Origin of the sequence: Anoxybacillus dikiliensis (assembly GCF_050613275.1) — a bacterium.
Taxonomy (GTDB): Bacteria; Bacillota; Bacilli; order Bacillales; family Anoxybacillaceae; genus Anoxybacillus.
Genome location: NZ_CP187112.1, coordinates 1,988,110 through 2,008,661 on the forward strand (window position 1 = coordinate 1,988,110; position 20,552 = coordinate 2,008,661).

The following is a 20,552-nucleotide window of genomic DNA, read 5'->3' on the forward strand; positions in this document are numbered from 1 at the left end:
ATTTGAGAAGAGAGGGAGGAACATGTCTAAATTTTTAAAAGGGACGATCATTTTAATTATCGCAGGATTATTAACACGTGTACTCGGATTCATTAATCGTATCGTCGTGGCCCGTCTCATTGGTGAAGAAGGCGTCGGATTATATATGATGGCAGTGCCGACGCTTGTGCTAGCCATTACGATTACGCAATTTGGATTGCCTGTTGCCATTTCTAAACTCGTTGCGGAAGCAGAAGCTTTAGGTGACAAAAGAAAAGTAAAAAAAATATTAGTCGTTTCTTTATGTATGACAACGGTGTTAAGTTTAATCTTTTTTCCAACGTTGCTCGCAGTTGCCCCTATTCTTTCTGAAACGTTGTTTACAGATGCGCGCGTATATTACCCGCTCGTCGCCATTGCACCGGTTGTCCCGATTGTCGCCGTTTCTTCTGTCTTACGTGGCTATTTTCAAGGAAGACAGCAAATGAAACCGTATGCGTATTCCCAATTGCTTGAACAGGCGGTGCGCATTACGCTCATCGCTGCTTTTACAACCGCCTTTTTACCGTATGGTATCGAATATGCCGCGGCGGGCGCGATGATTTCTGCCGTCGTTGGCGAGCTTGTCTCCCTTATTTATTTGTTTATTACGTTTAAACGAAAAAAGCCGATTCGCATTCGATACCGTTTTTTTGCATATGTCAAACAAGGGAAAGATACGTTTGTTTCGCTTATGCGCATCGCTGTTCCAACTCTTGGAAGCCGGATGATTGGATCGATTGCATGGTTTTTTGAACCGATCGTCGTTGCACAAAGTTTAGCGCTCGCTGGCATCACTGCAACTGATGCGACAAAACAATATGGGGAGCTTACCGGATATGCGCTCCCCCTTCTAATGCTTCCATCGTTTATTACATACGCACTCGCCACTTCGCTCGTCCCAGCCATTAGCGAAGCCGCCGCCCAAAAGCAGCATCGTTTAATTGAATATCGGTTACATCAAGCTGTACGGTTATCGCTTTTCGCTGGGGGATTGTCCATTGTCGTGTTGTACGTATTAGCGGAAGAAATCATGTATTTGATGTATGGAGCTAATCAAGCAGCAATCTTTGTTAAAGTTATGGCGCCGTTTTTCATCTTTTACTACTTGCAAGGGCCGTTGCAAGCTGTATTGCAAGCACTTGATTTAGCAAAAGAAGCGATGACAAATAGCTTAATCGGTGCCGTGATCAAAACTGCGCTTATTTTTTGGCTCGCTTCTCAATCGTCGCTCGGCATTATGGGGGCTGCGCTAGCCATTACGGTCGGCATTATGATTGTCACGTTATTACACGCTGCTACAATCGTTAAAGCGATTTCGCTTACTTTATATATCAAACAATATGTCGCTCATTTCATCGTTATCGTTTCAGTTGCAGCAATTGGACATATGCTCGTTCCAATTTTGCCGTTTTCATTGCTTATGAAAACGATTGTTGTCATCGTAATGATGACATTCATATATGTCGTTCTTGCACAATCGTTTCGCTTAATTGAAAAAGATGAATTTCGCCAATTGTTTCGTTAATCATTCATCTTTTTCATCAATGTAGAACGTCCCATTTTCATATGTACAATAAGAAATATTTTCAATTCGTTTATATCCGAGCTTTTCTAGTTGCTTTATTAACCACGTGGGCGTTTGATTGATCAATGTTAAATGTTCTTTTTGAATGATACCGTCTTTAATGAGAGGCAAGGCTAAAGACGGTGTTTTCTTTTTCCCTTTTTCTTTTTCAAATACAGACAGTTTACCGGACGGCTCTAAAATGGCAAATTCAACGTCCGCAATGTTTTTAATATTTTTTTCACGCAATTGAATAAGTAAATCATCAAAATTGTACCGTTGCTTTCGCATCGCTTTTTCATCAATTTTTCCGTTGTTAATAATGATGGTTGGCGATCCATCAACGAGACGCCGAAACGCTTCGCTTTTTAAAGAAAAAAATGCAAAGGCGATTTGGGCGATTGTCAATACAATCATCGGAACGAGCGTATGGAAAATCGGATCTTTCGGCTGCTCGATCGCAATGACCGCCATTTCCCCAATCATAATAAAAACAACTAAGTCTAAAATGCTCAACTCCCCAATTTCCCTTTTCCCCATGATGCGAAAAATAAATAAAATAGCTCCGTACAACAGTAACGTTCGCAAAATAATCGTGACGTACTCCACCTTTATTTCCTCCTCATTTGTTCTACGTTTTTATTCTAAACAAATGGACAATGGAATATGTTTGTACTAAATGTAGTAAGGAGGGATAAAGATGATTCGCGCTATTTTGCATGGGGTCGTGACAATTTTTATAAGCGCCATCATATGTAGTTTTATATTTGCGCTTTTATTGAAGTTGACAAGTTATGATGAAACGTCATTGCAATGGATCATACACGGTCTCGCATTTTTATCATTATTTTTCGGCGGGTTTATTGCAGGCGGAAAAGGGAAAGAGCGCGGCTGGATGCTTGGTGGAGCAACGAGCATCATCTTTACAACGATCATTTTTTTATTCCAATTTCTCGGAATGAATCAAATGTTTTCGCTCGAACAATGGGGATACCATGCTGGTTTTCTTATTACGGCCATGGTTGGTGGCATGATTGGCGTCAATGTAGCGACATCGAAATCACGAAGCGCATAAAAATAAGACAGGCCGCAACCTGTCTTATTTTTCGTTGACAACTTCACGAATGGCCGCACGATCGTATGTAAGACGTGAACCGTCACCGGCACGAATGACAACCGTATGTTCATCGAGCGAATCGATGATGCCGTGCAACCCGCCAATCGTAATCACTTTGTCTCCTTTTTGCAAGTTCGCCTGCATTTGTTGAACAGCCTTTTGGCGCTTTTGTTGTGGGCGGATAAGCAAAAAGTAAAAAATCGCAAACATTAAAATGATTGGTAGTAAGCTAACTAACGTTTCCATATTTTTCACCCCCTTTTAAAAGTTTTTTGCATTCGGCTGATTAAAGCCGTATTGTTCAAAAAACTGCTCTCGGAAATCGCCAAGGCAATCTTCGCGAATGGCCTGTCGAACTTGCTCCATTAATTTTATCAAAAAGTAGACGTTATGGTAAGACGTAAGTCGAATGCCAAACGTTTCATCGCATTTAATTAAATGACGAATGTACGCGCGCGTGTAATTGCGGCACGTATAGCAGTCACAGTTCGGATCAAGCGGCGTAAAATCGCGCGCATATTTCGCATTTTTAATGACGACGCGCCCTTCGCTTGTCATCACTGTTCCGTTGCGACCGATGCGCGTCGGCAACACACAGTCAAACATATCAATGCCGCGAATCGCTCCGTCAATAAGTGAGTCTGGTGAGCCAACACCCATTAAATAACGAGGTTTATTCGCTGGTAATAGCGGCGTTGTAAATTCTAATACACGGTTCATCACATCTTTCGGCTCACCAACCGATAATCCGCCGACCGCATATCCTGGGAAATCGAGCGATACTAAATCTTGCGCGCTCTGTTTGCGAAGTTCTTCAAACTCCCCGCCTTGTACGATACCGAACAGTCCTTGTTCATTCGGACGTTGATGCGCCTTTAAGCATCGCTCTGCCCAACGGCTCGTCCGTTCAACCGACCGTTTCATATATTCGTACGTGGCAGGATACGGTGGACATTCATCAAACGCCATCATAATATCGGAGCCGAGCGCATTTTGAATTTCCATCGCTTTTTCTGGCGATAAAAATAGTTTATCGCCATTTAAATGGTTGCGGAAATATACTCCCTCTTCCTCGATGCGACGAAATTCACTTAAACTAAATACTTGGAATCCGCCGGAGTCTGTTAAAATTCCGCGATCCCAATTCATAAAAGTATGGAGACCGCCTGCTTCTTTCACGATATCATGGCCTGGGCGAAGCCATAAATGATACGTATTGCTTAAAATGACGCCAGCTCCCATTTCTTTTAATTCCTCCGGAGAAAGCGTCTTTACCGTCGCAAGTGTACCGACAGGCATAAACATCGGCGTTTCAAACGATCCGTGCGGCGTATGCAATATGCCGAGACGCGCGCCTGTCTGCTTACACGTTTTAATGAGTTCGTAACGAATTGGTGTCACATATAGTCCCCTTTCTCGTTTTATATAATAAGCATCGCATCGCCAAAGCTGAAAAAGCGATAACGTGCTTTTACGGCTTCTTCATAGGCACGCAGCACGTTTTCCCTTCCAGCTAATGCGCTAACAAGCATAATGAGCGTTGATTTTGGCAAATGGAAATTTGTAATCATTCCATCAATAGCACGAAACGTATAACCGGGATAAATAAAAATATCCGTCCAGCCGCTTTCTGCGACAAACGTTCCTTGATGGCGAGAAGCAATCGTCTCAAGCGTGCGCGTTGATGTCGTACCAACGGCAATAATGCGTCCACCTTTTGCTTTGACATCATTTAGCAATTGAGCAGTACCTTCCGTCATTTGATAAAACTCCGCATGCATATCATGTTCTTCAATATTTTCCACGTTCACCGGACGAAATGTACCTAATCCGACATGTAACGTAATAAAAGCAAGATGGACTCCCTTTTTTTTCACATCATCAAGAAGTTGTTCAGTAAAGTGCAACCCTGCCGTCGGCGCCGCCGCAGAACCAGCTTCACGCGCATACACCGTTTGATATCGGTCGCGATCGTCAAGCTGTTCTTTAATGTACGGAGGAAGCGGCATTTCACCAAGCGACTCGAGCACTTCAAGAAAAATGCCATCATATGAAAACGAAAGCACACGTCCCCCATGCTCAAGTTCAGCGACACACTCCGCGCGTAAACGTCCATCACCGAATGAAATCGTTGTTCCTATTTTCACACGTTTCGCCGGCTTCACAAGCGTTTCCCATTGATCTCCACTAAGCTGTTTTAATAAAAGCACCTCAATGTGCGCCCCTGTTCCTTCTTTTTCTCCATACAATCGCGCTGGCAATACACGCGTATCGTTTAAAACGAGGCAGTCCCCTTCTTTCAAGTACGATAAAATGGCACGAAACGTTCGTTCATGCGTCACTTCCCCTGTTTTCTTATGAAGTACCATCAGACGTGATGCTTCACGATTTGGCAATGGGGTTTGCGCAATAAGCTCTTCTGGTAAATGAAAATCAAATAAATCTACTTTCATATTCACGTCCCTTTCTTTACCCTATTAACGAAAACGACCGATGATATAAAAAATAAGCGATAAAACGACGCTTAAAATGATGGACGTCATAATTGGAAAATAAAATGTCGCATTTTCTTTTTTAATAACAATGTCCCCAGGCAAGCGCCCAAGTTTAATAAATTGCATGAGAAAACCAACGATGATAAACATGACGCCAATGAGCATGATCGTCTTTGGCAAGTTCATTAGCGCGGCACCTCCAAACCGAAATGGTTGTAAGCAAGCGATGTGACAACCCGTCCCCGCGGTGTTCGCTGCAAAAAGCCAATTTGCAATAAATACGGTTCATATACGTCTTCGATCGTTTGCGCCTCCTCACCAATTGTAGCGGCGATCGTTTCTAATCCGACCGGACCTCCGCGAAACTTCTCCATCATGTTTTTTAATAGTTTATGGTCAAGATGGTCTAATCCTAAACGGTCAACTTGCAATTGTTCAAGCGCCTCATTCGCTAAAATAAACGTAATCGTTCCATCGCCCCGCACTTGAGCAAAATCTCGCACGCGGCGCAGCAATCGGTTCGCGATGCGCGGTGTTCCACGCGAGCGGCGTGCAATCTCAAACGCTGCTTCTTCTTCAATTTCGACAGCAAAAATGTGGGCGGTTCGCTTCACAATATGAGCAAGTTCTTCTGGCGTATAATACTCTAATCGGCTTAATACACCGAAACGGTCGCGAAGCGGGGCAGAAAGCGCCCCCGATCTCGTCGTTGCCCCTACAAGCGTAAACGGCGGCAAATCGAGGCGGACGGAACGAGCGGCCGGCCCTTTCCCAATGACAATATCTAAACAAAAGTCTTCCATTGCCGGATATAACACTTCTTCCACTGCTCGTGGCAAGCGATGTATTTCATCAATGAATAGTACATCACCCGGCTCAAGCGTTGTTAAAATGGCAGCCAAATCCCCCGGGCGCTCAATCGCTGGTCCAGCTGTTGTACGCAATTGAACGCCCATTTCGTTTGCGATAATGGCAGCCAGCGTCGTTTTTCCAAGCCCTGGTGGGCCATATAACAATACGTGATCAAGCGTCTCTCCCCGCATTTTCGCCGCTTCAATAAATACAGTTAAGTTTTCCTTTACTTTTTGTTGCCCGATATATTCTCGCAACTGCTTTGGGCGAAGACTGTATTCAAACGAGGCATCGTCGTAATCGGCCGCGCTTGAAATGAGACGCTCTTCCATCATGCATCCTCCCTTACTTTAATAGTTTTTGTAAAGCGAGCTTAATATATCCTTCTGTCGTTAACTGCTCTTGTTTTAATATAGGCACAACTTTTTGAATTTCTTTCTCAGCATAACCGAGCGCCTTTAACGCTTCAAGCGCTTCAGAAAGCGGGTCTGTTTCTTCAATCCGCTCCGTAAATAAATTCGGAAAAGCGTCTGGGACGACTGCTTGCAATTTTCCTTTTAAATCTAAAATCATTTGTCGTGCTGTTTTCTTTCCTACTCCTGGAAACTTACATAAAAACTTATCATCTTCCGCTTCGATCGCTTCAACAAGCTGTTCAAGTTGACCAGCCGCTAAAATGGCAAGCGCCCCTTTTGGTCCGATCCCCGACACTTGCAATAATTTAGCAAATAGCGCTCGCTCTTGGCGCGTATGAAATCCATAAAGGGCGAGGACATCTTCACGCACATACTGATATGTATATACAACGATTTGTTGTTGTTTATTCGTTTGGAATGAAAACGGATTAGGGGTAAAAACTTGATAGCCTATTCCGTTATTTTCAATAACAATATATTCCGGACAAACGTAATCTACATAGCCGCGAATAAATTCAATCAAAGCCCCGTCCTCCTTTTCTCACGCCTCTCATTTTAACATAAGATGAGAAAAGCGGAAAGCGCAAGTCACTCATGAAAAAAGTCCGCTGTTATGCGCGGACTTATTTTCCAAATGGCTCATACGCTTCGATGACCCGTTCAAAATTTCTTTTCGAGCGAACAGAAATACCTTTTTTCAGCTTTTCTCGTTCGTGACTTTCAAGTTTTTTTACATCAATTTGAAAAAACGACTGAATGACGCGAGATGACTCACCAGGTTTTCCTTCAAAAATAGAAAGCGTGCCATCTTCAGTCAGACCGAAATACCCTGCTTTCGTTAATGGCGAAAGGTCATCAACGTAACGTTGGAAAACAATTTGTTCGTCATCCATATTGATGAGCTGCCAATCTTTATATTTGTTCCAAATGTCTTTCATCGATATTACTGTTTCTTCTCTTATTTCCTCGCTCACCTCTCCATCCATATATACCGTTTCTAAAATGACTGTCATCTGTACAGGAGATGTGTGTTGTGTCAAAAATAAACTAAGGCATAGTGTAAGGACAATATTCATCATTCTCACCTCATTCATATGTTGACCATTTTCGCCAAAAATAAACGGTCTTGCCATCGCAAGACCGTTATTCTAACATCGATTCATCTAAATTATGGTAAATTTCTTGCACATCATCATCATCTTCAAGCATATCAATAAGCTTTAACATTTTCGTTAAATCGTCGCCTGTTAATGTTGTATATGTTTGCGGAATCATTGTGATTTCAGCCGTCGCAAACGTAAACCCTTGCGCAGCTAACGTATTTTTTACTTGCTCAAACTGTTCAGGGGATGTGTAAATTTCAAACGAATCTTCCGTCGTTTCCATTTCATCTGCCCCTGCTTCGATCGCTTGTAACAACATCTCATCTTCGTCTATGTTTAAATCTTCACGAGCGATGACAATTAATCCTTTTCGATCAAATAAATACGATACGCATCCCGTTTCTCCTAAGTTTCCACCATTTTTCGAGAACGCGACACGAACGTTAGATGCGGTACGGTTTTTATTATCTGTTAAACAAATGACCATGACCGCTACGCCACCCGGTCCATATCCTTCATAACGAATCTCTTCGTAATGTGTATGTTCTTGATTGCCTGTTGCTTTTTTAATCGCACGCTCAATGTTTTCATTCGGCATGTTCGCTGATTTTGCTTTTTCAATCGCAAGACGCAACGTCGCGTTTGTCGTCGGATCGCCTCCGCCCATTTTAGCAGCTACATAAATTTCTTTTGCAAGCTTCATGAACAATTTTCCGCGTTTCGCATCTTGTGCATTTTTACGCCGTTGAATATTTTTCCACTTGGAATGTCCTGCCATTCGGATCCCCTCTCATATGTGAAAAATGTCCATAAAAACTATACCAAAAATAAATAAAAAAGAACAGGGGGTAGCCCCCATAGCCATCAAGTTAAGAATTTGGGCCTTTGTACACCGTTAAAAACATGGTATCCTTTCTAGCGAATACTCTTCGTTAGAAAGGATTTTTTCTATGGAAAATCAAATGCAAGCATGGATGAAAACCATCCGCCAACTTTTCTCACCTAAGACATTGACTCATCTTGCTCAAGAAACAGGATTTATCCAACGAAAACGGGCATTAACGGCAGAAGCATTTTTGACTCTTTGTGCATGGGGAGATGGCTCACTGGCACAACAATCACTCCAACGGTTATGTACGTCTCTCACGCTCCGCCATGACTGTTCCCTGTCCAGCGAAGGATTGAATCAGCGCTTTACCGAGCGAGCCGTGGCGTTTTTGCGAGAAGTGTTTTTCCTTCTCCTCCAACGACAACGCCCATTGCTTTGGTCCACCATCCAAACCTACCGGACGTGTTTTACTCGCTTGCGGATTTTGGATTCGACCAGTTTTTTGGTTCCTGCCGACTACGGGGAGGACTACCGAGGTTCCGTCTCATCAGGAGCGAAAATTCAGTTTGAATATGACTTGTTGTCTGGTGCCTGTCTTCAACTATGCGTTCAATCGGCCAATGACTCGGACGCCCGTTTTGCCTATCATGCCCAGCACACGATTTTGCCGAATGACCTATGTATTCGGGATTTGGGCTTTTTCTCCGTTGCCGCACTAACCGAGATCGACGCCCGAGGAGCGTATTATATTACTCGGCTCCGTTCCGATATGAAAGTGTATATCAAAGAGAATAGCCAGTGGAAGGAATGGGATTGGGAATCTCTTGGGAATCAATTAAAGGAAGGGGAATCAGTAGAAATGGAACATGTATACATCGGGTATGAGCGTTTGTATATCCCACGCTTGATTTTTCGACGTTTGACGGAAGAAGAATGGCAAAAACGGGTGGCGTATGTGCGAAAAAGGGAAAAAAGAAAAGGGAAGGCGCTGACACGCCAAACCCTCGAACAAAAGAAATACCACATCTTACTGACTAATTTACCACAAGAGTCGTTTGATGGGCAACAGGTTTATGAGCTTTATTCTTTGCGGTGGCAAATTGAACTGCTGTTTAAAGCGTGGAAGTCCGTTTTTGATTTGGAGAAAGTGAAAAAGATGAAGAAAGAACGGTTCGAATGCCATGTATATGGGACGTTGATTGCCATTTTGGTGACTCAGACCTTTCTGTTTCAAGCTCGAACGTATTGGCAACAAACAGAAGGGATTCAAATCAGCGAACGGAAAGCACTAGATGTTCTCCAATTCTATTGGCAACAACTGCTTTTGCGCCTATCCAAGGAAGAAATCAGCCTTTCTTCTCCCCTCCTTCTATTGAGAAAACACGGAAGAAAGGATCGAAGGAAAGGAAAAGAAACGGCATCGGATCTCTTGGTTAAATTGGGTATTTATTGATTAGATTCATAAAAACGCCAAATAACCCTCTCCAAGAGGGTTATTTGGCATGCCTAAAACATGTGGTATTCTTTTTCTTCAGCTAATGATCACAAACATTGCGTATGGACACAACGACCCTTAACACTAAACTTGACGGGTATGGGGGTAGCCCCCTGCTCTTGTTACCCACGATTCATAAATGGACGTTCCATCATGTCGCCCATATCATTAAATATGTCGCGAATATCACGCTCTAGTTGATCCATTGGACCACCGTCGCGAATATCATTATCGAGCGTGCGAATACGGTTATACATGCTTTCATTTGTTACGATGCGCACCGTTTTTCCTGATGTCAATGGAGCGATCGCTTGGCGGACAAGTTGTTCCACGCGCACCGTATTTCTATCTGTCGTCGATACGGCAACGACGACACGATCTCCTGAGACAACGGCGCGCGCATCTTTCACATTTTCTACGTTTGCTGCACGTTTTGCAATTTTTTCAGCTAACGCCCCGTTATAGTTGCGGTAATACGACGGACGTGTGCGTTCATCCATCGCATTTAAATGTCCATGATAGTTTCGGTCAGCACGACTAAAATTGCGATCGACTTGCGGTGTTCGCGTTGTTCGATCCATCCCCCGATCAAGCATTTCTGTAATCGGTCCATCATTATCGCGCACTTGACGAACGTTTCCGTTTAAACGTTCCGTCCCGTAACGACCGTATTGAAAGCCGGTCATATCGTTTTCGTTCGAGTAATACCCGATCGGGCGTGTACGGTCGGTATAGCGCGTATCAAGCGCTTGGTTATTACAAGCTGCTAATCCACTAAGTGCAATGACTGCACCGAGAGCGACGATTCGTTTCCGCAAAGGAAAAACCCCCTTTTTGCTTTTGTAGACAATGCGTCTACATCATTAGCTTGGCGCAAAAAAGAGGTTTTATCGCTGTTAAAATTTTGGCGGAGCAATGGCTAATTGCCGTTTATGGTGCGAACGTTCATGAAGTCGCTCAATAATTGCACGGTCTCGTTCTGGAACGGGCTCACCTTTTAAATATTTGTCAATCATATCATACGTTGTACCCATTTCGTTTTCGTCCGTTTGTCCTTCCCAAAGTCCGGCACTCGGTGCTTTCGTAATAATTTCTTCTGGTACACCGAGAATGCGCGCCATTTCACGCACTTCCCCTTTTGTGAAATGAACGAGCGGCACTAAATCGACGCCACCGTCACCGTATTTTGTAAAATACCCTGTATGCCATTCCGCCGCATTATCCGTTCCGACAACAAGATAACCGTAATTGTTCGCCACAGCATACAACGTCGTCATGCGCAAGCGCGCGCGTGTATTTGCATCCCCAAGGCGAGCCGCTTGCTCGTTCCATTGCCCTTTTCCTTTTAATTGCTTTTCAATTTCGCCAAATAGTACACGATGCGTTTCTGTTAAGTCAATGACATGGTAATCAATCCCACAACTTTCGACAACTTTTAATGCGTCTTCTTTATCTTTCGGATTGCTTTTACACGGCATAATTAATCCTAACGAGTTGTTAGGAAACGCTCGTTTAATTAAATGGGCAACGACAGCAGAATCGATTCCGCCGCTAATGCCGACGATCGCTCCATTCATTCCAGCTTCTTGTACCCGTTCACGAAGCCATGTAATTAGTTTTTCAATTTTTTGTTCCATATATGTACATCCCTTTCTTTTTCCATCATCATGTTCATTTTATCACACAAACAGCAAAAAGAAAAAGAGGCGACATTATTGCCCCTCTTCTTCCTCACGATAAGGAACAGAAAAATACGGATTGATGTACGGTTGCCCCGGCCACCCTTGTTGCCATCCGTACGGACCATACGGCATAGCTAGCTGTGGCATATACATCGGCTGTTGCATCATGGGTACATTTTCACCATACGGCATTTGTTGTGGATACGCTACTTGTTGTGATTGCTGTGAATATTCACCTGTTGGCATTTGTGGCATCATCGGTTGCAACTGTTGTGAATATTCTCCTGTTGGCATTTGCGGCATATATGGTGTCGGTTGTGACTGCTCGCCACATCCACAATCATCGTTATTCATAGCACCATGGGGATACGTCCATGGCATAACAGGATACATCGGTGGGAACCATGGATAAAAACCGTATCCTGGCATAATCGGTGAAACAGGAACGCACGGCATTGGCATCGGCACAGGCATTGGAACAGGCTGCGGCTGCACCGGTTGTTGTGGTTGTTCTTCCATGACTGGCGCCTGTGTCGTTGGAACCGGTGGAATGTCTGGAAACGGCGGCATTGGTATCTCTTCTTCAGGCTCCATCATATTTGGCATAATATTTGGTGGCTTCGGCGGTAAAAGCGGTGTTTCCTGTTTCGGCTGTTCTTTTTTCTCTTGTTCTTTTGTAATTGGAATTTCTTTTGCAATTGGTTCAACATTCACCGGCTGTTGCAACGGTTGCTCCTTTTTGTTTACATGAATGTCCACATCAACAGAAATATTTTGTGTTTCTTTTTTGACAGGTTTTACTGGAGCTACTGGCGTCGGTACTTTAATTTTCATACCTGGCATAATGTAGTTTGGATCACTTAAATGAGCATTCATTTTTTTTAACTCTTCAAAATCAACCCCATATTTTTGCGCAATTTTCCAAAGAGTATCTCCTTTTTGAACGATATGAATTTTCACGTGTTTCCCCCTCCTATACTCAGACGTGACGTGTATGTCATGTTCAGCTTGTCGCTACTAGGCTTCAACATAACTTATGAACAGAAAGCTTTTTTTATGATAAAAATAAAAAAGACCGGCAAAAAAATGCCGATCCGCTTATGCACGCGCTAACATGCGCTCAAGCGCAAGCATCGCTCCTTCAGCTACATCTTTCGGAACAGTAATGCGATTGACAACTTTCCCTTCAAGCAATGATTCAAGCGCCCAAAGCAAATGTGGTAAATCGATGCGATTCATCGTTAAACATGGACACATATATGGGTTTAACGACACAATTTCTTTATCTGGATGTTGCTGAATAATACGGTTAACTAAATTCATTTCTGTTCCGATTGCCCATTTACTTCCTGACGGTGCTTGAGCGATCGTTTCAATAATATATTTTGTCGAACCTGCATCATCTGCTTGTTGAACAACTTCCCAGCTACATTCTGGATGAACAATAATTTTCATATCCGGCTTTGTTTTTCGGATATGTTCAATATGTTTTACTGTAAAGTTTTCATGGACAGAACAATGTCCTTTCCATAAAATTACTTTAATTTGCTGAACGTCACCGTCGTATTGAAGTGTATTTGTCGCTGGATCCCATACAGCCATTTGTTCAAGTGGAACACCAAGATCGTAAGCTGTATTTCTTCCTAAATGTTGATCAGGCAAAAAGAAAATGCGTCCCTTTTGTGTAAACGCCCAAGCGACCATTTTTTTCGCGTTTGATGATGTCACCGTTGCTCCGCCGTGTAAGCCGACAAACGCTTTAATCGCAGCGGTCGAATTAACATACGTTAACGGTAAAATCGTATCTCCAAACATTTGTTGTAATATTGGCCATGCTCGCTCCACTTGTTCAATTTCCGCCATATCTGCCATTGAACATCCAGCACGCATATCTGGCAAAATGACGACTTGTTCATCGCTTGTTAAAATATCAGCCGTTTCGGCCATAAAATGGACGCCGCAAAATACAATATATTCAGCTTCTTTATTTTTCGCTGCTACTTGGGCTAATTGCAATGAATCACCTGTCGCATCGGCAAATTGGATCACTTCATCTTTTTGATAGTGATGTCCCGGAATAAATAAACGCGTACCAAGCTCTCGTTTGACACGAGCTACGCGCTGTTCCATTTCCTCAACCGACAAATGTTTATACGTCTCTGGCATCGCGTCGTGTTGTTGCATGAGTTGTAATACGTTCATCGCTCATTCCTCCTACTGCACGTTTAAACTAATATCTAACGCTTTCGCTGAATGCGTCAACATGCCTAATGAAATGTAGTCCACACCTGTATCCCGATACTGTGCAATATTTTCAAGAGTAATTCCGCCGGAAGCTTCCGTAATGATTGATGATGGGACGAGTTGAACAAATTCACGAATTTCTTCAGGCGTACGGTTATCAAACATAATGACATCCGCTCCCGCTTCAACTGCTTCGATCACTTGTTGTTTCGTTTCTGTTTCTACTTCAATTTTTACCATATGACCGAGCTTCGAGCGAACGCGTTCGACTGCTTTTGTAATCGAACCACAAAACGCAATATGATTGTCCTTAATCATCACTCCATCATATAAACCGAAGCGATGGTTGTATCCACCGCCACACGTTACAGCATATTTCTCTAACATCCTCAGTCCCGGCGTCGTTTTTCGCGTATCACAAATGCGCGTATGGTTGCTGTTTAACGCTCGAACAGCTCGATTTGTCAACGTAGCAATGCCGCTCATACGCTGGAGTATATTTAAAATGACGCGCTCACCTGATAAAATCGGAATGGTCGGACCTGAAACGACCGCGATAACTTCCCCTTTTTTCACGCTTTCTCCATCACTTTTATATAATTGACACGTAATGGATGGATGCAATAACTTATATCCGATATCAATGATCGATACCCCTGCGATAATTCCGTCTTCTTTTGCAACAAATATCGCTCTTCCTTCATCCTCACGAGAAAAGATCGTTTCGCTTGTTATATCGCGTTCTCCGATATCTTCTAAAAAAAACTGATTAAGCAATTCCTTTAGCTTTAGCTCATTCAACGAAATCCCTCCTTCATGAGATGTTCTTCTTTCGTACGCACAATTCGCCGCTTTTCCCAATACGTTTTTTCAAATGGCTCGTCGCTTCGATAATGAGCCCCTCGGCTTTCTCTTCTTTGCAAAGCTGAAGTCGTCACAAGCCACCCAACGATCAACATGTATATAATCGTCCGCTTCTCGTCATCATGCTCCGGTAACATGTTTACAAGCTCATCAATCGAATATTGTTCAAACCATTGTTTCGCGTAAAACAGTTGATCATAATCGCGCACAATGCCGACATATTGCGTCATGATATGCTGAATGTCCTCTTTTGTCGGTAACGCAATATGTACGTTATTTTCTTTTCTTTCGCTTTTCCTTAACATCAAACGTTGCTCCGTTTTGTTCAACAAATGGAACGCAACACGTCGACTAAAGACGAGCGCTTCAAGCAATGAGTTGCTTGCTAAACGGTTCGCTCCATGCACCCCTGTACATGCTGCTTCCCCAACCGCATACAATCCCGGTAATGTCGTTTCACCATCGACATTCACAACGATTCCGCCCATTAAAAAGTGAGCACCTGGGACAACAGGAAGAAAACCGTTGCGCCAATCGACTTGATAGCGCTCACAAAGCGATGTAATCGTTGGAAAACGGGATGAAAAATGCGGAATCATCGAGATATCTAAAAAAACAAAATGACCGTTTTTCATTTCGCGCTCAATTGCTCGAGATACGACGTCGCGCGGCGCTAAATCTTTTTGTGGATGCACTCCGTCCATGACGCGTCGACCGTCATCCGTCAATAAAATCGCCCCTTCCCCACGAACCGCCTCAGAAATGAGACCGACAGCTTTTCCGTCCACATAAAGCATCGTTGGATGAAATTGCACAAATTCCATATCTGCTACAGCGGCACCTGCTCGATATGCCATCGCAATTCCATCTCCCGTTGCCGTTTCTGCATTTGATGTAAACGTATATAACTGTCCAATCCCACCTGTCGCAATCACGATCGCGTTCGCCGTATACGTTCCTTTTTTCGTTTGTACACCTACGCAACGTCCATCGGAAACGAGCAAATCAATGACTGGATCGTTTTCAATAAACGTCACACGGCTAGAAAGCTTTTCAAATAAAAATGAAACCATGTTTTTTCCTGTCGCATCGCCTCCCGCATGTAAAATGCGCCTCATGCGGTGCGCCCCTTCTTGCCCAAAAAGCAATTGTCCATGCTCATCAACATCAAATGAAAAACCGAGGTTCATAAACTGTTGAATGACCTCGCGTCCTTCTTGAACTAAAATGCGTACCGCTTCCTCGTCATTATGCTCACATCCGGCAATCATCGTATCCGTATAATGAGATAACCAATGATCGCCAGGATGAATAGCAGCAGCGACTCCCCCTTGAGCAAGCCAAGAGTTGCTCGTTTCTTTATTCGATTTCGTGAAAATAATCACATTTTTATGCTCACATAAATGATAGGCAACCATTAATGCTGCAAGGCCGCTACCAACGATAATTACATCCGCTTCACGCATGGATGTTCCTCCATTCCATACTGTCTTGACACCTATATTGACATATATTTAAACTGATGACAAGACTTTTGTTTTTGGAAGTGGTGAACGAGATGATTTATTTAGATTACGCAGCAACAACGCCCATGAGTGAAGAAGCTCTAGCGGTCTATGTAGAAAGTGCGAGGACATATTTTGGAAATGCAAGTAGCCTCCATGATGTCGGAACAGCAGCAAACGAATTGCTTACAATTTGTCGAAAGCAACTCGCTCAACTCATTCGTGGCGAGGAAAAAGGAATATATTTCACAAGCGGGGGAACAGAAGCGAACGTTCTCGCTATTCGTTCGCTCGCTTACGCCCATCTCCGTAAAGGGAAACACATCATTACATCAAGCGTCGAGCACGCTTCCGTTCACGCTGTATGCGCGCAACTCGAACAAGAAGGATTTACCGTTACGTACGTGCCAGTCGACCGCTTCGGGCAAGTGGATATCGGAGCGCTTGAACAGGCATTAACGGACGAAACGATTCTCGTCTCTGTTCAACATGCCAATTCTGAAATTGGTACGATTCAACCGTTGCAACAAATTGGTGAATTATTAAAAGAAAAACAAATTGTCTTTCATAGCGATTGTGTACAAACTTTTGGTAAAATACCGATAGATGTGAAACAACTTCACCTCGATAGCATATCGATCGCTAGCCATAAAATTTATGGTCCAAAAGGGGTTGGGGCTGTTTATGTGAACCCGAGTGTACGCTGGCATATGTGGCTGCCAAACACAACACATGAAGGCGGATTTCGTCCTGGAACGGTAAACGTTCCTGGCATCGCTTCGTTCACAACCGCAGCGCTTGAAGCGGAAAAAAAACGAGAAACGGTTCAACAAAACATAACCGAACTGCGTCGTTATTTTGTTGAACAAATCGTGAAAAAACAACTGCCAATCACTGTTTTCGAACATCCGACAGACCAACTACCGAATATTGTTGGCTGTCTCGTTCACGGCTTTGAAGGACAATATGTGATGTTGCATTGCAATCGTCACGGCATTGCGATTTCTACCGGAAGCGCATGTCAAGTTGGCAAGCAAGCACCATCAAAAACGATGATCGCCATCGGGAAAGAGGAAGACGAAGCAAAACAATTCATTCGCCTATCATTTGGCATGTATACGACAAAAAGCGAGGTCGAAGCCGTTGTTTCCGCACTTGAACAGCTTCAAAAAGAAAGGATGTCACGATGAAAAAAGAGAGAAAACTACTAGGGGAAGAACGTCGAACGCTCATTTTGCAATGGTTAAAAGAAACGAAACGCCCGATGACAGGAATGGAGTTGGCTAATAAAACGAACGTGAGCCGCCAAGTGATCGTTCAAGATATTTCCCTATTAAAAGCAAAGAACGAACCGATTATTGCAACAAGCCAAGGGTACTTATATTTATCCCCTTCTTCTACTCATATGTATACGCGCACCATCGCTTGTTGCCATACGCCAGAACAGACGAAAGACGAACTATATACAATCGTCGATCATGGCGTCACAGTAAGAGACGTGAAAATTGAGCATCCGGTATACGGAGATTTAACAGCGTCCATTATGGTTAGCAATCGGTTAGAAGTTGATGAATTCATTCAAAAAATTAACGAAACGAAATCTGCCTATTTATCTCAACTGACCGATGGCGTCCATCTGCACACACTCGAAGCAGATTCCATAGAAAAGCTTGATGAAGCATGCGCTGCGTTAAAACAGGCACGGTTTTTGATTGAGTAAAAAAACATCCCTTTACACGAGGGATGTTTTTTTCACCGTATAGTATGGATAGCTACCTAATATTTGCACCGTGCAGCCGAGCGCTTCCAGTTCTGCAATCGCTCCTGGAATTAAAACATCGTCCATTTTTTGATCAATATCAATAATAAAAAAGTAGTTCCCTAACCCTGTTTTCGCTGGGCGGGATTCAATTTTTGTCAAGTTAAGTTTTCGCCATGCGAACGCTGATAATACTTGATGAAGCGCTCCTGCCTGATCTTTCGGCAACATGACCATTAACGTCGTTTTAAACCCATCTTCTTTATCTGTAACAGGCAACAAATAACGCTCGCGATGCAAAACAATAAAGCGCGTATGGTTGTAGTCATAGTCATGAATGTTTTCTTTCGCAATCGCTAAACCGTATTGTTTCGCTGCAAGACGATTGCCGATCGCCGCAATCTTTTCTTCTGAATGCTCGCTCACATATTTTGCTGCTGCGCTTGTTGATGTGACGTATTCATACGTGGCGTGCTTTAAATGGCGATGTAAAAACTTATGGCATTGGGCAATCGCATGCGAATGAGAATAAATGCGTTCAACATGCACCCAATCGTCCAATTGAGATGGATGTACGAGCAAATGTTGCTCAATTGGCGCAATGATTTCTCCAACAATCGGTAAATTGCATTCATGGATTAAATAATCGATCGTCAAATTCACAGAACCTTCTAGTGCATTTTCTAGCGGGACTACGGCTAGCTCGACTTCCCCGTCGCGGACAGCGTCCATACATTGTGGAATGGTATGATATGGAACGTTTCGGATATGAGGGAAAATCGCTTCAACAGCCGCATGCGTAAACGTCCCTTCTGGTCCTAAATATCCTATTTTCACCGTTTCTCTCCTCTCTACGCCCCTGAACCGAGAATTTCTACTTTTTCAACAAAAGGCAACTGTTTTAATTGCGAAAGTAACTCATCGATCGTCATCGTCATCTCGCTCGTACTGACAGATAATGTGACATTCGCGCGCCCTTGAAGTGGAATCGTTTGGTGAATCGTAAGAACGTTGCAATTTGCCGCGGCAACGACGCTTAATAGCTTCGAAAGGGTGCCTGAGCGGTCTTCTAAATGAAAAAAAAGCGTAATAATTTGTTCCCGAACCATCGTATGAAACGGGAAAACAGCGTCACGATATTTATAAAAAACGCTTCGGCTGACATCGACAAGCTGTACAGCGTCAGCAACAGAATCGACTTTTTTTCGTTCAATTAATTCTTTTGCCGCCAACACTTTTTTCATTGCTTCAGGCAATACATCTTCTCGCACTAAATAAAATTTTTTATCCACCGCACAAGCTCCCCCTTTCGCATTAGTCAACAAATTCAAATTCGTAATTCAACAGTTTGACAATATCTCCATCTTTTGCTCCGCGCGCGCGCAGCGCATCGTCAACACCAAGCGAACGCAATTGACGTGCAAAGCGACGCACCGACTCTTCCCGTGAAAAATCGGTCATTTTAAACAGCTTTTCAATTTTTTCTCCTGACAAAATAAACGTTCCATCATCATCACGCGTAATATGAAACGGTGCTTCCTCTTTTTCTAATTTGTAAACAACGCGATGAATGGCCTCTTCTTCTTGTGGATAAAGCGGAAATTCTGGCGTCGTTTCAAGCAAATCAGCAATCGCAAATAATAGTTCGCGCAACCCTTGGCGTGTTACTGCTGAAATTGGGAAAATAGGCACATCTTCCTTTAGCTTTTCTTTAAATTCACGCAAATGTTGTTCCGCATTTGGCATATCCATTTTATTTGCAACAATAATTTGCGGCCGCTCTGTTAGACGCAAATTGTACTGTTTTAATTCTTCGTTAATGACTAAATAATCTTCATACGGATCTCGCCCTTCCATCGCAGCCATGTCAATGACGTGAACGATGACGCGCGTCCGCTCAATATGGCGCAAAAATTGATGCCCGAGCCCGACACCTTGATGCGCCCCTTCAATAAGACCTGGCAAATCAGCCATAACAAAACTGCGGCCGTCTTCTGTTTCAACAACACCTAAATTCGGAACGATCGTTGTAAAATGGTATGCTGCAATTTTCGGCTTTGCCGCTGAAACGACGGATAGCAACGTTGATTTTCCAACACTTGGGAATCCAACAAGTCCAACGTCCGCGAGCAATTTTAATTCTAGCGTTACGTATCGTTCTTGCCCTGGCTCACCATTTTCAGCAATTTCCGGAGCCGGATTGGATGCAGTCGCAAATCGAGTATTTCCACGTCCACCTCGTCCGCCTTTTGCTACGACAAATCGTTGTCCATGCTCTGTTAAATCAGCAATCACTTCTTTCGTTTCATCATCAATGACAACCGTTCCTGGTGGCACTTTCACAATTAAATCTTCTGCGTTTTTTCCATGTTGATTTTTCGACATGCCATGTTCACCGCGCGGCGCTTTAAAATGGCGTTGATAGCGAAAATCCATTAACGTGCGCAATCCTTCGTCAACAACGAAGACGACGTCCCCTCCTTTTCCGCCATCTCCTCCAGCCGGTCCGCCTTTTGGCACGTATTTTTCGCGTCGAAACGCGACCATTCCGTTTCCGCCGTCGCCACCTTTCACATATATTTTCACTTGATCAACAAACATGTTTT

23 protein-coding genes are annotated in these 20,552 nt (G+C 43.4%); 5 read left to right on the plus strand and 18 right to left on the minus strand.

Annotation, left to right across the window (positions count from 1 at the left end; all coding sequences use genetic code 11):
- Positions 1 to 22: 22 nt before the first annotated feature.
- Entirely contained in the window at positions 23 to 1,546 is a 1,524-nt protein-coding gene (gene spoVB / locus ACPF7I_RS10515) for a stage V sporulation protein B (RefSeq protein WP_430743371.1), read from the plus strand.
- Here the strand turns inward: spoVB and ACPF7I_RS10520 are convergent, their stop codons facing one another.
- Positions 1,547 to 2,194, minus strand: coding sequence for a DUF421 domain-containing protein (locus ACPF7I_RS10520; RefSeq protein WP_430743370.1), 648 nt, complete (start codon positions 2,192 to 2,194; stop codon positions 1,547 to 1,549).
- Positions 2,195 to 2,285: 91 nt separating this feature from the next.
- On the opposite strand from ACPF7I_RS10520, the gene ACPF7I_RS10525 reads away from it, so the two are divergent.
- The gene (locus tag ACPF7I_RS10525; protein ID WP_430743369.1) at positions 2,286 to 2,660 is read left to right on the plus strand and encodes a TIGR04086 family membrane protein; all 375 of its coding nucleotides are present in this window, start codon (positions 2,286 to 2,288) and stop codon (positions 2,658 to 2,660) included.
- A 24-nt stretch (positions 2,661 to 2,684) separates the two neighbouring features.
- Here ACPF7I_RS10525 and yajC read toward each other — a convergent pair whose 3' ends face one another.
- The 8 genes from yajC to ACPF7I_RS10565 all read right to left on the minus strand — a co-directional run bounded on the left by yajC (position 2,685) and on the right by ACPF7I_RS10565 (position 8,346).
- Positions 2,685 to 2,948, minus strand: a complete 264-nt coding sequence (gene yajC, locus ACPF7I_RS10530; RefSeq protein ID WP_430743368.1) for a preprotein translocase subunit YajC — start codon at positions 2,946 to 2,948, stop codon at positions 2,685 to 2,687.
- A gap of 15 nt (positions 2,949 to 2,963) precedes the next feature.
- Positions 2,964 to 4,103 (minus strand): tRNA guanosine(34) transglycosylase Tgt, encoded by a 1,140-nt coding sequence (gene tgt / locus ACPF7I_RS10535; RefSeq protein ID WP_430743367.1) that lies wholly within the window; start codon positions 4,101 to 4,103, stop codon positions 2,964 to 2,966.
- 20 nt (positions 4,104 to 4,123) lie between these two features.
- Positions 4,124 to 5,155: a tRNA preQ1(34) S-adenosylmethionine ribosyltransferase-isomerase QueA gene (gene queA, locus ACPF7I_RS10540; protein WP_430743366.1), complete on the minus strand. Its 1,032-nt coding sequence runs from the start codon at positions 5,153 to 5,155 to the stop codon at positions 4,124 to 4,126.
- A gap of 24 nt (positions 5,156 to 5,179) precedes the next feature.
- Positions 5,180 to 5,383 (minus strand): DUF2905 domain-containing protein, encoded by a 204-nt coding sequence (locus ACPF7I_RS10545; RefSeq protein WP_091702224.1) that lies wholly within the window; start codon positions 5,381 to 5,383, stop codon positions 5,180 to 5,182.
- Positions 5,383 to 6,381, minus strand: a complete 999-nt coding sequence (gene ruvB, locus ACPF7I_RS10550) for a Holliday junction branch migration DNA helicase RuvB (RefSeq protein WP_430745901.1) — start codon at positions 6,379 to 6,381, stop codon at positions 5,383 to 5,385. The genes ACPF7I_RS10545 and ruvB overlap by 1 nt, the downstream gene beginning before the upstream one ends.
- A 13-nt stretch (positions 6,382 to 6,394) precedes the next feature.
- The gene (gene ruvA, locus ACPF7I_RS10555) at positions 6,395 to 6,988 is read right to left on the minus strand and encodes a Holliday junction branch migration protein RuvA (protein ID WP_430743365.1); all 594 of its coding nucleotides are present in this window, start codon (positions 6,986 to 6,988) and stop codon (positions 6,395 to 6,397) included.
- 100 nt (positions 6,989 to 7,088) lie between these two features.
- On the minus strand, positions 7,089 to 7,544 hold the full coding sequence (locus ACPF7I_RS10560; protein WP_021093893.1) for an intercompartmental signaling factor BofC: 456 nt from the start codon (positions 7,542 to 7,544) through the stop codon (positions 7,089 to 7,091).
- Positions 7,545 to 7,608: 64 nt separating this feature from the next.
- A complete protein-coding gene (locus tag ACPF7I_RS10565) occupies positions 7,609 to 8,346 on the minus strand; it encodes a YebC/PmpR family DNA-binding transcriptional regulator (protein ID WP_430743364.1) in 738 nt (245 codons plus the stop codon).
- 172 nt (positions 8,347 to 8,518) lie between these two features.
- Here ACPF7I_RS10565 and ACPF7I_RS10570 point away from each other — a divergent pair, with 172 nt between their 5' ends.
- On the plus strand, positions 8,519 to 9,850 hold the full coding sequence (locus ACPF7I_RS10570) for an IS4 family transposase (protein ID WP_430743363.1): 1,332 nt from the start codon (positions 8,519 to 8,521) through the stop codon (positions 9,848 to 9,850).
- 164 nt (positions 9,851 to 10,014) lie between these two features.
- Here the strand turns inward: ACPF7I_RS10570 and ACPF7I_RS10575 are convergent, their stop codons facing one another.
- From ACPF7I_RS10575 to nadB, 6 genes are all read right to left on the minus strand, one after another.
- Complete coding sequence (locus ACPF7I_RS10575; protein WP_430743362.1) at positions 10,015 to 10,710, minus strand: YhcN/YlaJ family sporulation lipoprotein; 696 nt, start codon at positions 10,708 to 10,710, stop codon at positions 10,015 to 10,017.
- A 78-nt stretch (positions 10,711 to 10,788) separates the two neighbouring features.
- Positions 10,789 to 11,529, minus strand: a complete 741-nt coding sequence (gene nadE / locus ACPF7I_RS10580; RefSeq protein WP_430743361.1) for an NAD(+) synthase — start codon at positions 11,527 to 11,529, stop codon at positions 10,789 to 10,791.
- Between the two features lie 75 nt (positions 11,530 to 11,604).
- On the minus strand, positions 11,605 to 12,534 hold the full coding sequence (locus ACPF7I_RS10585) for a LysM peptidoglycan-binding domain-containing protein (protein WP_430743360.1): 930 nt from the start codon (positions 12,532 to 12,534) through the stop codon (positions 11,605 to 11,607).
- A gap of 138 nt (positions 12,535 to 12,672) precedes the next feature.
- Positions 12,673 to 13,776 carry a quinolinate synthase NadA gene (gene nadA, locus ACPF7I_RS10590; RefSeq protein ID WP_430743359.1) on the minus strand — a complete coding sequence of 368 codons (1,104 nt, stop codon included), beginning with the start codon at positions 13,774 to 13,776 and terminating at the stop codon, positions 12,673 to 12,675.
- 12 nt (positions 13,777 to 13,788) lie between these two features.
- Positions 13,789 to 14,619: a carboxylating nicotinate-nucleotide diphosphorylase gene (gene nadC / locus ACPF7I_RS10595; protein WP_430743358.1), complete on the minus strand. Its 831-nt coding sequence runs from the start codon at positions 14,617 to 14,619 to the stop codon at positions 13,789 to 13,791.
- The gene (gene nadB / locus ACPF7I_RS10600) at positions 14,616 to 16,148 is read right to left on the minus strand and encodes an L-aspartate oxidase (RefSeq protein ID WP_430743357.1); all 1,533 of its coding nucleotides are present in this window, start codon (positions 16,146 to 16,148) and stop codon (positions 14,616 to 14,618) included. Before nadB ends, nadC begins: the two co-directional genes overlap by 4 nt.
- A 92-nt stretch (positions 16,149 to 16,240) precedes the next feature.
- Between nadB and ACPF7I_RS10605 the strand changes: the two genes are divergently transcribed.
- A complete protein-coding gene (locus tag ACPF7I_RS10605) occupies positions 16,241 to 17,377 on the plus strand; it encodes an IscS subfamily cysteine desulfurase (protein WP_430743356.1) in 1,137 nt (378 codons plus the stop codon).
- Entirely contained in the window at positions 17,374 to 17,907 is a 534-nt protein-coding gene (locus ACPF7I_RS10610; RefSeq protein WP_430743355.1) for a transcription repressor NadR, read from the plus strand. The genes ACPF7I_RS10605 and ACPF7I_RS10610 overlap by 4 nt, the downstream gene beginning before the upstream one ends.
- A gap of 12 nt (positions 17,908 to 17,919) precedes the next feature.
- Here ACPF7I_RS10610 and pheA read toward each other — a convergent pair whose 3' ends face one another.
- Genes pheA through obgE form a run of 3 tightly spaced genes read right to left on the minus strand, consistent with a single transcriptional unit; the run spans position 17,920 to position 20,547 of the window.
- The gene (gene pheA / locus ACPF7I_RS10615) at positions 17,920 to 18,783 is read right to left on the minus strand and encodes a prephenate dehydratase (RefSeq protein WP_430743354.1); all 864 of its coding nucleotides are present in this window, start codon (positions 18,781 to 18,783) and stop codon (positions 17,920 to 17,922) included.
- 14 nt (positions 18,784 to 18,797) lie between these two features.
- Positions 18,798 to 19,238, minus strand: a complete 441-nt coding sequence (locus tag ACPF7I_RS10620; protein WP_043965248.1) for an ACT domain-containing protein — start codon at positions 19,236 to 19,238, stop codon at positions 18,798 to 18,800.
- A 22-nt stretch (positions 19,239 to 19,260) separates the two neighbouring features.
- Positions 19,261 to 20,547 (minus strand): GTPase ObgE, encoded by a 1,287-nt coding sequence (obgE, locus tag ACPF7I_RS10625; protein WP_430743353.1) that lies wholly within the window; start codon positions 20,545 to 20,547, stop codon positions 19,261 to 19,263.
- Positions 20,548 to 20,552 lie beyond the last annotated feature (5 nt).

What these genes read in the sequence shown, in the direction of transcription:
- ACPF7I_RS10605 (WP_430743356.1), top strand. Translation starts at nt 16,241, where the DNA reads ATGATTTATTTAGATTACGCAGCAACAACGCCCATGAGTGAAGAAGCT.
- ACPF7I_RS10525 (WP_430743369.1), top strand. Translation starts at nt 2,286, where the DNA reads ATGATTCGCGCTATTTTGCATGGGGTCGTGACAATTTTTATAAGCGCC.
- queA (WP_430743366.1), bottom strand. Translation starts at nt 5,155, where the DNA reads ATGAAAGTAGATTTATTTGATTTTCATTTACCAGAAGAGCTTATTGCG.
- obgE (WP_430743353.1), bottom strand. Translation starts at nt 20,547, where the DNA reads ATGTTTGTTGATCAAGTGAAAATATATGTGAAAGGTGGCGACGGCGGA.
- ACPF7I_RS10560 (WP_021093893.1), bottom strand. Translation starts at nt 7,544, where the DNA reads ATGATGAATATTGTCCTTACACTATGCCTTAGTTTATTTTTGACACAA.
- spoVB (WP_430743371.1), top strand. Translation starts at nt 23, where the DNA reads ATGTCTAAATTTTTAAAAGGGACGATCATTTTAATTATCGCAGGATTA.
- nadA (WP_430743359.1), bottom strand. Translation starts at nt 13,776, where the DNA reads ATGAACGTATTACAACTCATGCAACAACACGACGCGATGCCAGAGACG.
- yajC (WP_430743368.1), bottom strand. Translation starts at nt 2,948, where the DNA reads ATGGAAACGTTAGTTAGCTTACTACCAATCATTTTAATGTTTGCGATT.
- ACPF7I_RS10570 (WP_430743363.1), top strand. Translation starts at nt 8,519, where the DNA reads ATGGAAAATCAAATGCAAGCATGGATGAAAACCATCCGCCAACTTTTC.
- nadB (WP_430743357.1), bottom strand. Translation starts at nt 16,148, where the DNA reads ATGCGTGAAGCGGATGTAATTATCGTTGGTAGCGGCCTTGCAGCATTA.
- ACPF7I_RS10565 (WP_430743364.1), bottom strand. Translation starts at nt 8,346, where the DNA reads ATGGCAGGACATTCCAAGTGGAAAAATATTCAACGGCGTAAAAATGCA.
- ACPF7I_RS10545 (WP_091702224.1), bottom strand. Translation starts at nt 5,383, where the DNA reads ATGAACTTGCCAAAGACGATCATGCTCATTGGCGTCATGTTTATCATC.
- ACPF7I_RS10610 (WP_430743355.1), top strand. Translation starts at nt 17,374, where the DNA reads ATGAAAAAAGAGAGAAAACTACTAGGGGAAGAACGTCGAACGCTCATT.
- ruvB (WP_430745901.1), bottom strand. Translation starts at nt 6,381, where the DNA reads ATGGAAGAGCGTCTCATTTCAAGCGCGGCCGATTACGACGATGCCTCG.
- nadE (WP_430743361.1), bottom strand. Translation starts at nt 11,529, where the DNA reads ATGGAACAAAAAATTGAAAAACTAATTACATGGCTTCGTGAACGGGTA.